This is a genomic window from Kitasatospora sp. GP82 (assembly GCF_029892105.1).
Lineage (GTDB): Bacteria > Actinomycetota > Actinomycetes > Streptomycetales > Streptomycetaceae > Kitasatospora.
On sequence record NZ_JARZAJ010000032.1, the window covers coordinates 47938 to 62706 of the forward strand.

Below are 14769 nucleotides of genomic sequence, written 5' to 3' on the forward strand. Positions count from 1 at the left end.
ATGGACAAGGAACAGAAGCTCCGGGACTATCTCAAGCGGGCCGGCGCCGACCTCCAACGCTCGCGCCAGCGGGTGAACGAGCTGGAGGCGGCCGCGAGCGAGCCGATTGCCATCGTGGGCATGAGCTGCCGCTACCCGGGAGGGGTGGCGAGCCCGGAGGACCTCTGGACCATGCTCGTCAACGGTGAGGACGGGATCTCCGGCCTTCCGGCCGACCGGGGCTGGGAGCTCGCCGCCGAGGACGGGCCGACCGAGATCTCCGGCGGATTCCTGCGCGACGCCGCGGAGTTCGACCCCGACTTCTTCGGGATCTCGCCGCGCGAGGCCCTGTCCATGGACCCCCAGCAGCGGGTACTGCTGGAGTCGGCCTGGGAGGCGTTCGAGGGGGCGGGTATCGACCCCGCGTCGGTGCGGGGCACCAGGACCGGTGTCTTCGTCGGCGCGATGCCCCAGGAGTACCAGGTCGGCCCGGAGGACGACGTCCAGGGCTTTGTGCTGACGGGCAACGCGACCAGCGTCATCTCGGGGCGGCTGTCGTACTTCTTCGGGACGGTCGGGCCCGCGGTGACCGTCGACACCGCCTGCTCCTCCTCGCTGGTGGCGCTGCACCTGGCCGCCCAGTCGCTGCGCTCGGGGGAGTGCTCGCTGGCGCTCGCCGGTGGTGTCACGGTGATGTCCAGCCCGACGACCTTCGTCGAGTTCGCCCGGCAGGGCGGTCTGGCGGCGGACGGCCGCTGCCGGTCCTTCGCCGACTCCGCCAACGGCACCGGCTGGGCCGAGGGCGTCGGCGTCCTCGTTCTGGAGCGGCTCTCGGAGGCCCGGCGCAACGGGCACCGGGTGCTGGCCGTCGTCCGCGGCACCGCCGTCAACCAGGACGGTGCGTCCAACGGGCTGACCGCGCCCAACGGCCCCTCGCAGCAGCGGGTGATCGAGCAGGCGCTGATCAACGCCCGGCTCTCGGCCGACCAGGTCGACGTGGTCGAGGCCCACGGCACAGGTACGACCCTCGGCGACCCCGTCGAGGCGCAGGCGCTGCTGGCGACCTACGGCCGCAGCCGCGACCCGGAGCGTCCACTGCTGCTGGGCTCGGTCAAGTCGAACATCAGCCACACCCAGGCCGCGGCCGGTGTCGCCGGTGTGATCAAGATGGTTCTGGCGATGCGGTACGGCGTACTGCCGAAGACGCTGCACGTGGACGCACCGTCCTCGCACGTCGACTGGAGCGCGGGAGCGGTGCGGCTGCTCACCGAGCAGACCGCATGGCCGGAGCGGTCCGAGCCGCGCCGGGCGGGCGTCTCCTCCTTCGGCCTCAGCGGCACCAACGCACACGCCATCATCGAGCAGGCCCCGCCCGTGACTCAGGCGTCGGACGAACCGGCGGTGGCGGACCCGGCAGCGGACCCGGCGGCCGAGACCGTCCGCGTGGACGTGCTGCCGTGGCTGGTGTCCGGGCGGAGCCCCGAGGCCCTGCGTGCCCAGGCGGCGCGACTGCTCGCCTTCCTCGATGCCGATGCCGATGCCGATGCCGATGCCGATGCCGATGGCGGCGCCGACGCCGGCAATGCCGATGCCGACCTCGCCTTCTCGCTGGCCACGACCAGGTCCAGCCTGGAGCACCGCGCGGTGGTGACCGCCGCCAACCGCGCGGAGGCCGTCGCCGCGCTCACCGCGCTGGCCGAGGGCGAGCCGTCGGTGGGAAGCCTGGAGCGGGGCAGCGCGCAGCAACGCGCCAAGTTGGCCTTCCTGTTCGCGGGCCAGGGCTCTCAGCGGATCGGCATGGGCCGGCAGCTCTACGGCCGTTTCCCGGTGTTCGCCGAGGCGCTCGACGAGGTTGTGCGCCATCTGGACGCCGGTCTTGAACGGCCGCTGAGGGAGGTGCTGTTTGCGGCCGAGGGCACGCCCGAGGCCGAACTGCTGGACCAGACCGGCTACGCGCAGCCCGCCCTGTTCGCCATCGAGGTCGCCCTGTTCCGGCTCGTCGAGTCGTGGGGCGTCAGGCCGGACTTCCTGGCCGGACACTCGATCGGTGAGATAGCCGCCGCCCATGTGGCCGAGGTGTTCACCCTCGCCGACGCCGCGACCCTGGTGCTCGCGCGCGGGCGGCTGATGCAGGCGCTGCCCGTCGGCGGCGAGATGGTCGCGCTCCAGGCGACCGAGGCCGAGGTCCTCCCGCTGATCGAGGGCCGCAGCCACCGGGTGTCGATCGCCGCCGTGAACGGCCCGGCGGCCGTCGTCGTCGCCGGTGCGGCATGCGAGACCACCGCAGTGGCGGAACACTTCGCCGGGCTGGGGCGCGAGGTGAAGCGACTGCGGGTCTCGCACGCCTTCCACTCGCCCCTGATGGAACCGATGCTCGACGAATTCCGCTCCGTGGTGGCGGAGTTGTCGCCCCAGGCTCCCGTGCTCCCGATCGTCTCGGCCCTGACCGGCACTCTCGCCACGGTCGAGCAGCTGACCTCCGCCGCCTACTGGGTCGACCACGCCCGCGAGGCCGTCCGCTTCGCGGACGCCATCGCCTGGCTGAGCGGGCACGGCACGGGTACCTTCCTCGAACTCGGCCCGAGCGGCGTGCTGTCCGCCCTGACCCGGACCTGTCTGGACGAGGACGGGGACGAGACCTCGGCCGCCCTCGCCGTCCTTCGGCCGGGCCGCCCCGAGACCGAGAGCCTCACCGCGGCCGTGGCCGGCCTGCACGTACGGGGAGTCCCCGTCCAGTGGAAGCACTACTTCTCCGGCATCGGCGCCCGGCGCGTCGAACTGCCGACATACGCCTTCCAGCACCGCCGGTTCTGGCCGAAGAACGTCCCCACGCGCGCCGGTGACGTCCGCGCCGCGGGACTCGGCGCCGCACACCACCCGCTGCTGGCCGCCGCCGTGTCCCTGGCCAACTCCGACGGGCTGCTGCTGACGGGCCGTCTGTCCGCGCAGACCCACCCCTGGCTCGCCGATCACGCCGTACGCGGCACGGTGCTGCTCCCCGGTACCGCCTTCCTGGAGCTGGCCGTACGCGCCGGTGACGAGGTCGGCTGCGACCGGGTCGAGGAGCTCACACTGGCCGCACCGCTCGTCCTGCCCGAGCAGGGCGGTGTCCAGGTGCAGGTCTGGGTCGGCAGCCCGGGCGAGGCCGGGCGGCGCACCCTGACCATTCACTCCCGTCCCGACGGAGTGGACGAGCAGCCGTGGACGCAGCACGCGGAGGGCATCCTCGCGGCGGGCGAACACCGGGCCGAGGCCGAGGACTTCGCCACCGGGACGTGGCCCCCGGCCGACGCGGCCCCGGTGGAACTGGACTGCCTCTACGAGCGGCTGGCCGCCGCCGGTTTCGCGTACGGGCCGGTGTTCCGGGGCCTGCGGGCCGCGTGGCGCCGAGGCGACGAGGTCTTCGCCGAGGTGGCGCTGCCCGACACCGGTGGCCTGGACGCCGGAGCCTTCGGGATCCACCCAGCCCTGCTCGACGCCACCCTGCACGCCTCCGTCCTCCTGGACCTCGGCGAGCACGGGCGCGGCGGACTGCCCTTCTCCTGGCAGGACGTGAGCCTGCACGCCAGTGGCGCCTCGGCGGTCCGGGTACGGCTGACCTGGGCCGGGGACGACGCGGTGTCGATCGCCGTCGCCGACACCGAGGGCGGAGCGGTCGCCGCCGTCGGCTCGCTGGTGCTGCGCGCAGCGGCACCGGAGGAGATGCCGGACGCCAGTGCCGCGTCCGTGCGGAGCGCCATGTTCGAGCTGCGCTGGAGCCGCCTGCGCGGTGGCGCGGCGAGTACTCCCGAGCCGACGGCGGTGCTGGGAGAGGATCCGTTCGGGCTCGGCCTGGCGCCTCTCGACGACGCCACCGTCCCCGCGATCGTCCTCGCCCCCGTCGTGGGCGGCCGTGGCGAGGACACGGTCGCCTCGGCCCACGCCCTGACGGCGCGGGTGCTGGGGCAGCTGAAGGACTGGCTGGCGGACGAGTCGAAGGCCGAGTCGCGGCTGGTCCTCGTCACGCGCGGCGCGGTCGCCGCCACCGAGTCGGAGCCGGTCGCCGACCCGGCGGCGGCCGCCGTGTGGGGACTGGTGCGCTCCGCGCAGGCGGAGCACCCCGGCCGGTTCGGCCTGCTGGACCTCGACCCCGAGGCGGGGGCCACCGTACCGCCGCAGGCTCTGGGCGGCGACGAGCCGCAGGCGGCCGTGCGCGGCGGCGAGGTGCTCGTCCCGCGCCTGGCGCGGGTGCGTGCCGCAGCCGGGCAGGGCGGTCCCGGCACCGCCTGGAACCCCGACGGCACGGTCCTGCTCACCGGCGGTACCGGTGCGCTCGGCCGGGTGCTGGCCCGTCATCTGGTCGCCGAGCGCGGCGTGCGGCAGCTGCTGCTGGCCAGCCGCCGGGGCGCCGCCGCCGAGGGCGCCGAGGAACTGGCCGAGGAGCTGCGCGCGCTGGGCGCGCGGGTGTCCGTCGAGGCGTGCGACCTCGCCGACCGCGCTGCCCTCGACCGGCTGCTGGCCGGTGTCCCGGCCGAACACCCCGTCACGGCGGTGGTGCACACGGCGGGCGTACTCGACGACGGCGTGATCGAGTCACTGACCCCGGAGCGGATCAGCACGGTGCTGCGGCCCAAGGCCGACGCCCTGTGGAATCTGCACCGGGCCACCGGCGGACTCGGCCTGGCCGCGTTCGTCGTCTTCTCCTCCCTCTCGGGCACGGCCGGCGCGCCGGGCCAGGGCAACTACGCCGCCGCGAACGCCTTCGCCGACGCTCTGGTGAGGATGCGCAGCGCCGCCGGGCTGCCCGGCCTGTCGCTGGGCTGGGGCCCGTGGGCCCCGACCGGCGACACGAGCGGCGGTATGACCGGCGCCCTGTCCGAGACCGAGCTGGACCGGCTGGCCCGGATGGGCACGCCCGCGCTCTCCGAGAGCGACGGCATCGCGCTGTTCGACGCCGCGCTCGCCCTTGCGGCACCCGTCCTGCTGCCCGTCCGCCTGGACCTGTCGGTGCTGCGCGCCCAGGGCGAGGTGCCGCCGCTGCTGCGCGGCCTCATCCGCACCCCCGTCCGGCGCTCGGTGGTGGCCGGATCGGAGGCGGCGGCGAGCCTGGTGCAGCGCCTGTCCAGGCTGGAGGGGACGGCGCGCACCGAGGCCGTGATCGAACTGATCCGCACTCAGGTGGCCGCCGTGCTGCGGCACCGGAGCCCGGCGGACGTCGATCCGCTGCGGCAGTTCCAGGACCTCGGCTTCGACTCGCTGACGGCCGTCGAGCTGCGCAACCGGCTGCGCACGGTCACGGGTCTGCGGACCTCGGCCACCGTCATCTTCGACTACCCGACGGTCACGGCCCTCGCCGCCCATGTCGTCGACGAACTCATGGGCGAGCAGGGCCCCGTGGCCGTGACGACCCCGCGCGCCGCCGCGGCCCGGGCCGACGACCCGATCGTGATCGTCGGTATGAGCTGCCGCTACCCGGGCGGCGTCTCCTCGCCCGACGACCTGTGGCGGCTGGTCCGCGAGGGGACCGACGCGATCTCCGGGCTGCCCACCGATCGCGGCTGGGACCTGGAGGCGCTGTACGACCCGGACCCGGACCACCTCGGCACCGCCTACACCCGCTACGGGGGATTCCTGCACGAGGCCGCGGAGTTCGACCCGGCGTTCTTCGGCATGAGCCCTCGCGAGGCGCTGGCCACGGACGCGCAGCAGCGCCTGCTGCTGGAGACCTCCTGGGAGGCGATCGAGCGCGCCGGTATCGACCCGCTCTCGCTGCGCGGCAGCCAGACCGGCGTCTTCGCCGGTGTGATGTACAACGACTACGCCGCCACGCTGTCCGGCGGGCAGTTCGAGGGGCACCAGGGCAGCGGCACCTCGCCGAGCATCGCCTCCGGGCGCGTCTCCTACTCCCTCGGTCTTGAGGGCCCCGCCGTCACCGTGGACACGGCGTGCTCCTCCTCGCTGGTCGCGATGCACTGGGCGATGCAGGCGCTGCGGGCGGGGGAGTGCTCGCTCGCCCTGGCCGGCGGTGTCACGGTGATGTCGACCCCGACGTCCCTGATCGAGTTCTCCCGTCAGCGCGGCCTGTCGCCGGACGGCCGGTGCAAGGCGTACTCCGACAGTGCCGACGGCGTCGGCTGGTCGGAGGGTGTCGGCGTGCTCGTCCTCGAACGCCTCTCCGACGCACGGCGCAACGGGCACCGCGTGCTCGCCCTCGTCCGGGGCAGCGCGGTGAACCAGGACGGCGCGTCCAACGGACTCACCGCCCCTAACGGACCCTCGCAGCAGCGGGTGATCCGGCAGGCGCTGGCCGGTGCCGGACTGACCACCACCGACATCGACGTGGTCGAGGGACACGGCACCGGGACGACCCTCGGCGACCCCATCGAGGCCCAGGCCCTGCTGGCGACCTACGGACAGGAACGCGACCCGGAGCGTCCGCTGCTGCTGGGCTCGGTCAAGTCGAACATCGGCCACACCCAGGCGGCGGCGGGCGTCGCCGGTGTGATCAAGATGGTGCTGGCGATGCGGCACGGCGTCGTGCCGCGCACCCTCCACGCCGACCGGCCCTCCTCCCACGTGGACTGGGAGGCCGGGGCGGTGGAGCTGCTCGCCGAGGAGGCCGACTGGCCCGAGACGGGCAGGCCCCGCCGGGCCGGCGTGTCCTCCTTCGGCATCAGCGGCACCAACGCGCATGTGATCGTCGAACAGGCGCCGGAGGTACGGGCCGAGGCGGCGCCCGAGGCCGCTCCCGCGACCGTCGCCGCGTGGCCCCTCGCCGGGCGCAGCCGGGCGGCGCTGCGCGCACAGGCGGCCCGGCTCCGCTCCCACCTGGAGGAGCACCCGGAACTCGACCCCGCAGAGGTCGGTCTCTCGCTCGCCACCACCCGGTCCGGGTTCGAACAGCGCGCCGTCGTGGTGGGCGGCCGGGAGGAACTGCTGCGCTCGCTGACCGCACTGGCCACCGGCGCGCCCGACCCGGTGCTCGTCGAGGGCGAGAGCGGTGGCGCGGGCCGGCTGGCCTTCCTGTTCGCGGGCCAGGGCTCTCAGCGGGCCGGCATGGGCCGGCAGCTCTACGGCCGTTTCCCGGTGTTCGCCGAGGCGCTCGACGAGGTTGTGCGCCATCTGGACGCCGGTCTTGAACGGCCGCTGAGGGAGGTGCTGTTCGCGGCCGCGGGCACGCCCGAGGCCGAACTGCTGGACCAGACCGGTTACGCGCAGCCCGCCCTGTTCGCCATCGAGGTCGCCCTGTTCCGGCTCGCCGAGTCGTGGGGCCTGCGGCCCGACCACCTGCTCGGTCACTCGGTCGGGGAGATCGCCGCCGCGCATGTCGCGGGCGTCCTCGGCCTGCCGGACGCCTGCACCCTGGTGACCGCGCGCGCCCGGCTGATGCAGGCCCTGCCCGCAGGCGGAGCCATGGTGTCCGTCCAGGCCACCGAGGAGGAGGTGCTGCCCCGCCTGGCGGACGGCGTCTCGGTGGCGGCGGTCAACGGCCCGCAGGCCGTGGTGATCGCCGGTGAGAGCAGTGAAGTCCTGCGCATCGCCGAGGAGTTCGCGGCCCAGGGGCGCAAGACCAAGCGGCTGCGGGTCTCGCACGCCTTCCACTCGCCGCTGATGGACCCGATGCTGGAGGACTTCCGGCAGGTGGTGAGCGGCCTGGCCTTCCAGGCCCCGCAGCTGCCGCTGGTGTCGAACCTGACCGGCGGACTCGCCACCGCCGAGGAGCTGTGCACCCCCGGCTACTGGGTCGAGCACGTCCGGCGCACCGTCCGCTTCGCCGACGGCGTACGCACCGTGCGCGCGCTCGGCGCGGCCACCTTCCTGGAGATCGGTCCTGACGGCGTGCTGTCCGCACTCGCCCAGGACACCCTCGGCGACGACTCGGCCGTGGACCTCGTCCCGCTGCTGCGCGCCGACCGCCCCCAGGAGCAGGGCACGACCACCGCGCTCGCCCGTCTCCACGTGCGCGGGATCCGTGTCGACTGGGCGGCGTACTACGGCCGTACCCCGGCGCACCGGATCGAGCTGCCGACCTACGCCTTCCAGCGCGAGCGCTACTGGCCCGAGACGACGGCCCTCCACACGGCCCGGGCGGCCACCGACCCGGCCGACGCCCAGCTGTGGGGAGCGGTCGAACGAGGCGACGCAGGCGAACTGGCCACCCTGCTCGGCCTGCGCGACGAGCAGCACGCCAACCTCTACGCCCTGCTCCCGGCCCTGTCGACCTGGCGCCGCCACCGGCACGAGAAGAACGTGCTGGACGGCGCCCGCTACCGGGTGCAGTTCAAGCGCGTCACCGCGAGCGCGGCGCCGGTGCTGGAGGGCACCTGGCTGGCCGTCACCACCGACGGCATCGACGACACCGAGCTCCTCGACGTGCTGCGCGGCCACGGCGCCCAGTTCGAACGGCTCGTCCTGGACGCCGGCTGCCTCGACCGGGCGGAACTCGCCGCCCGGCTCACCGAGGCCGGCGGCGTATCCGGGATCCTCTCCCTGCTGCCCCTGGCCGACGGACCCGAACTGGGCGCCGACGAACTGCCGATGGGCTTCGCACTCGGCGTCGTCCTCGCCCAGGCCCTCGCGGACACCGGCCTGAGCGCACCCCTTTGGACGCTCACCCGTGGAGCCGTCTCCACCGGGCCCACCGACCCGCCCGTCAACCCCGTCCAGGCGGCCGCCTGGGGCCTGGGCCGGGTCGTGGCCCTGGAGCGCCCGCAGCCCTGGAGCGGCCTGATCGACCTGCCGCCCGCACTCGACGCCCCCACCGTGCAACGCCTGGTCAGCGCCCTGGCGGCCCGGGGCACCGAGGACCAGCTCGCGCTGCGCGCCACCGCCGCGTACGGCAGGCGACTGCTCCGCCACCCCGGCGCCGAGCTTCCCCAGGCCGACGACTTCACCGCCACCGGCACCGTGCTGATCACCGGCGGCACCGGCGCGCTCGGCGCCGAGGTCGCCCGCTGGCTCGCCCGCGCCGGAGCCCAGCACCTCGTGCTCACCGGCCGACGCGGCCCCGACGCCCCCGGTGCACGCGAACTCGCCGCGGAACTGGAGGAGTTCGGCGCCAAGGTCACCGTCGCGGCCTGCGACATCGCCGACCGGACGGCGCTGGCCGAGCTGCTGGCCGCCATCGAGGACGAACACCCGCTGACCGGCGTCGTGCACGCGGCCGGAATCGGCCAGGCCGCCCCGCTCGCCGCCACACCGCTCGCCGCCGTCGCCGAGACGACCTCCGCCAAGATGCGCGGCGCCGCCAACCTCGACGAGCTGCTGGCCGACCGCGACCTGGACTTCTTCGTCCTGTTCTCCTCCGTCGCCGGGATCTGGGGCAGCGCCGGGCAGAGCGCCTACGGCGCCGCCAACGCCTACCTCGACGCGCTCGCCGAACACCGCCGCGCACGCGGCCTGGCCGCGACCTCCGTCGCCTGGGGCCCGTGGGCCGGGGACGGCATGGCCGCCCACGAGGCCGTCTCGGACAGCCTGCAACGCCAGGGCCTGCGCTTCCTCGCCCCCGAGACGGCCATCGCCGAGCTGCGCCGCGCCGTCGTTCAGCGGGACGTCACCGTGACGGTGGCCGACGTCGACTGGCAGCGCTACGTCCCCGTCTTCACCTCCTCGCGCCCGAGCGTCCTGTTCGACGAACTGCCCGAGGTACGGGAGCTCGCCCACAGCACCGAGGCGGGCGACGCCGCCGCCTCCGAGTTCGTCCGGCGGCTGCTCGCCCTCGACGAGGCCGAGCAGGAGCGCCTGCTCGTGGACCTGGTCCGCCGCGAGGCGGCCGTCGTCCTCGGGCACGCCTCCGCCGAAGGCGTGGCGCAGAAGCGGGCCTTCCGGGACGCCGGCTTCGACTCGCTGACCGCCGTTGAGCTGCGCAAGCGGCTGGTCGCCCTGACCGGCCTGGCCCTGCCGACCACCATGGCCTTCGACTACCCGACCCCCGTCGCCCTGGCCGGCTACCTGCGCTCCCGGATCCCGGGCCTCGCGGACGAGGCCGCGCCCGCGCCGGCCGCCGCCGCCACCGGCCGCTTCGACGAGCCGATCGCCATCGTCGGCATGGGCTGCCGCTTCCCCGGCGGCGTACGCTCGCCCGAACAGTTCTGGGAGCTGGTGTCCGAAGGCGTGGACGCCATCTCCGAGTTCCCCGTCAACCGGGGCTGGGACACCGCCGGACTGTACGACGCGGACCCGGACACCCCCGGCAGGACCTACTCGACCCAGGGCGGATTCCTGCACGACGCCGGGGAGTTCGACGCCGGTTTCTTCGGCATCTCCCCGCGCGAGGCCCTGTCGATGGACCCGCAGCAGCGCCTGCTCCTGGAGACCACCTGGGAGGCGTTCGAGGCGGCCGGTATCGACCCGACCACCGTTCACGGCAGCCCCACCGGCACCTTCATCGGCTCGACCTACCAGGAGTACGGGCTCGGCATGGAGGACGGCTCCGCCGGGCACGTCGTGACCGGCACCAGCCCGAGCGTGCTCTCCGGACGCCTCGCCTACCTGTTCGGCCTGGAAGGGCCGGCCGTCACCGTGGACACCGCCTGCTCCTCCTCCCTCGTCGCGCTGCACCTGGCCTGCCAGTCGCTGCGCAACGGCGAGACCTCGCTCGCACTCGCGGGCGGTGCGACGGTGATGACCAACCCGAACGCGTTCATCGCCTTCAGCCGGCAGCGGGCGCTGGCCGCCGACGGCCGGTGCAAGGCGTTCTCGGAATCCGCCGACGGCATGACGCTCGCCGAAGGCGTCGGCGTCCTCGTCCTGGAGCGGCTCTCCGACGCCCGGCGAAACGGCCACGAGATCCTCGCCGTGGTGCGAGGCTCGGCCATCAACCAGGACGGCGCCTCCAACGGGCTGACCGCACCCAACGGCCCCTCGCAGCAGCGCGTCATCCGGCAGGCACTGAGCAACGCCGGGCTCGGCACGGACGACATCGACGCCATCGAGGCGCACGGCACCGGCACGGCGCTCGGCGACCCCATCGAGGCGCAGGCCCTCCAGGCCGTCTACGGCCGCGACCGGGACCTGGAACGTCCGCTGCTGCTCGGCTCGGTGAAGTCCAACATCGGCCACACGCAGTCGGCCGCCGGCGTCGCCGGTGTGATCAAGATGGTCATGGCGCTGCGCCACGGCCTGCTGCCGCGCACCCTGCACTCCGACGAACCGTCCTCGCACATCGACTGGACGCCCAGCACGGTGTCCCTGCTGAACGCCCCGGTCCAGTGGCACGAGGGCGAGCGGACGCGCCGCTGCGCGGTGTCGTCCTTCGGCATCAGCGGGACCAACGCGCACGCCGTCCTCGAGGAGGCGCCGCGCGGCGACCTGCCCCTCGCGGTCGAGGGCACGCCGCCGGCCGGCGCCGTGGTGCCGTGGGTGCTGTCCGCGAGGACGCCCGGCGCGCTGCGCGCCCAGGCGTCGGGCCTCGCCGCCCATGTGGACGCCGACCAGGACCTCAGCCCGGTCGACATCGGCCACTCCCTGATCGGCTCGCGGGCGCTGCTGGAGCACCGGGCGGTGGTCCTCGGTACCGACAGGGCGACCCTGCGGGAGGAGTTGGAAGCCCTCAGCGCCGGCGAGTCCTCGGCGGCCGTGGTCCAGGGCATGGCGGAGATCGACGGGAAGACCGTGTTCGTCTTCCCCGGCCAGGGCGCCCAGTGGGCCGGTATGGGCGCGCAACTCCTCGACGAGTCACCGGTCTTCGCCGAACGCATCAACGAGTGCGCCGCAGCCCTGTCGGCCTTCGTCGACTGGTCGCTGACCGACGTCCTGCGCCGGCGGGAGGGCGCGCCGTCGCTGGAGCGCGTCGACGTCGTCCAGCCCGCCTCCTTCGCAGTGATGGTGTCGCTGGCACACCTGTGGAGGGCCCACGGCATCCGTCCCGACGCCGTGCTGGGCCACTCGCAGGGCGAGATCGCCGCGGCCGCCGTGGCCGGAGTCCTGTCGCTGGAGGACGCCGCCCGCGTGGTGGCCCTGCGCAGCCAGGCCATCGCCCGCGTCCTGGCGGGCTCCGGCGGCATGGTGTCCGTACCGCTGCCGGTGACCGAGGTCGAGGCACGCCTGGCGGCCCGCGGCCGGGACATCTCCATCGCCGCCGTCAACGGCCCGCGCACCGTGGTGGTCGCCGGTGCACCGGCGCAACTGGACGCCCTGATCGCGGAGTTCACCGCGGAGAACGTCCGGGCGCGGCGGATCCCGGTGGACTACGCCTCGCACTCGGCGCAGGTCGAACTGCTCCACGAGGAACTGCTGGCCAAGCTCGCCCCCGTCCGCCCGCGCACCGCCGAGGTGCCGTTCTTCTCGACCGTCACCGGCGACTGGCTGGACACCACCGGGATGGACGCCGCGTACTGGTACCGCAACCTGCGGCAGACCGTGCGCTTCGACCCCGCGGTCCGGGACCTGCTCGCGGCCGAGCACCGGGTGTTCGTCGAGGTCAGCCCGCACCCGGTGCTGACCATGGCCGTCCGCTCCACGGTCGAGGACACCGGCGAGCGGGCCGCCGTGGCCGGCACCCTGCGCCGGGACAAGGGCGGCACCGACCGCTTCCTGACCTCCCTCGCCGAGGTCTTCGTCCAGGGCGCACGGGCAGACTGGACGCGGGTCTTCGCCGACACCGGCGCCCGCCGCGTCACCCTGCCCACCTACGCCTTCCAGCGCGAGCACCTGTGGGCCGTCCGAGACACGCAGCAGAGCGCGGGCGAGGCGGGCGGCGCGGACACCGAGTTCTGGAGTGCCGTCGAACGCGAGGACCTCGACTCCCTCGCAGCCGGACTGCGGCTCGACCACACCTCCCTCGCACCCGTCCTGCCCGCCCTGTCGGCCTGGCACCGCCGCCGGCGCGACCGGTCCACCGTCGACTCCTGGTGCTACCGCGCCACCTGGAAGCCGCTGGGCAGCCAGGACGCCACCCTCACCGGAACCTGGCTGCTGGTCACCGGTGAGGGGCACGACGGCGACGACGTCGCGGACGCCCTCACCACGCACGGCGCGCGGATCCACCACCTGGTGCTCGACGACACCTGCACCGACCGCCGGGCGCTGGCCGCACGCCTGACCGCCCTGGAGGACGAGGAACTCACCGGCGTCGTCTCGCTGCTGGGCGCCGCCGAGGAGCCCGGCGAGCGGCACCCGGAGCTGTCCGGCGGCCTCGCGCTGACCCTCGCCCTCATCCAGGCCCTCGGCGACCAGGGGATCGACGCACCCCTGTGGTGCCTCACGCGCGGCGCGGTCTCCACCGGACGCGCCGACCGCCTGACCCACCCCGTCCAGGCCCAGATCCACGGCCTGGGGTGGACGGCGGCCCTGGAGCACCCGCAGCGCTGGGGCGGCCTCGTCGACCTGCCCGAGACCCTCGACCGGCGCGGCGCGGGCCGACTGGCCGCCGTCCTCGCGGGCGCCACCGGCGAGGACCAGATCGCGATCCGCCCCTCGGGCGTGCTCGCCCGCCGCGTGGTCCGGGCAGCCGCCGTCGGCGGCTCCGCCCCGGCACCCGGCTGGACGCCCCGCGGCACCACCCTCGTCACCGGCGGCACCGGCACCCTCGCGCCGCACCTGGCCCGCTGGCTCGCCGAGCACGGAGCCGAGCACATCGTGCTCACCAGCCGCCGGGGCGCCGACGCCCCCGGCGCCGCCGAGCTCCTCGGACAGCTCGCCGAACACGGCTGCCGGGCCACCTTCGCGGCCTGCGACGTGACGGACCGTGAGGCACTCGCCCGCCTGCTCGCCGACCTCAGGGCCGACGGCCACACGGTGCGCACCGTCGTGCACACCGCCGCCGTCATCGAACTCGCCTCGATCGACGAGAGCAGCCCCGAAGCCTTCGCCAAGGTCATGCACGCCAAGGTCGCGGGCGCGCGCAACCTCGACGAACTCCTGGACGACGAGGAGCTGGACGCCTTCGTCCTGTACTCCTCCACCGCCGGCATGTGGGGCAGCGGCCAGCACGCCGCGTACGTCGCCGCCAACGCCTACCTCAACGCGCTGGCCGAGCACCGCCGGGCGCGCGGCGCCCGTGCGACCGCCCTCTCCTGGGGCATCTGGGCCGACGACCTCAAGCTCGGCCGGGTCGACCCGAGTCAGATCCGCCGCAGCGGCCTGGTCTTCATGGACCCGCACCTGGCCCTCGCCGGGCTGCGCCAGGCCCTCGAAGGCGACGAGCACGTCCTGTCGATCGCCGACATCGACTGGGAGCGCTACCACCCGGTCTTCACCTCGGTGCGGCCCACCGCGCTGTTCGAGGACATCCCCGAGGTCAGGCAGCTGGAGGAGGCGGCCCACCGGCCCGCCACCGACGGCGAGTTCGTCTCCCGGGTGCGCGCCCTGCCCGCCGCCGACCAGGACCGGGTGCTGCTGGACCTCGTCCGGGCGGAGGCGGCCACCGTCCTCGGCCACGCCTCGCCCGACGTCCTGTCCGAGCAGAGGGCCTTCCGCGACGTCGGCTTCGACTCGCTGACCGCCGTGGACCTGCGCAACCGGCTGTCCACCGTGACCGGGCTCACCCTGCCGAGCACGATGGTGTTCGACTACCCGAACCCGCTCGCCCTCGTCCGGTTCCTGCGCGAGCAGGTCTTGGGAGCGCGGGCCGAGACCGGCACGGTCGCCAGCGCCGCCGCCGCGAACGACGAGCCCATCGCCATCATCGGCATGAGCTGCCGCTACCCGGGCCGGGTCGGCTCGCCGGAAGACCTGTGGGACCTGGTCGCCGCCGGTGGCGACGCCATCTCCGACTTCCCGCTCGACCGGGGCTGGGACGCCGAGGGACTGTACGACCCGGACCCCGACCGGCCGGGCAGGACCTACTCGACCCGGGGCGGATTCCTGCAC

Annotated in this window: 1 protein-coding gene (only partly in view); it reads left to right on the forward strand. The window is 74.5% G+C overall.

Annotated elements, in window-relative coordinates:
• Positions 1-14769, forward strand: partial view of a type I polyketide synthase gene (locus P3T39_RS27445; RefSeq protein ID WP_280701643.1) — the 5' portion only. The gene runs 13917 nt beyond the window's last position; the window shows 14769 of its 28686 coding nt (coding positions 1-14769); the start codon lies at positions 1-3; the stop codon falls past the right edge of the window.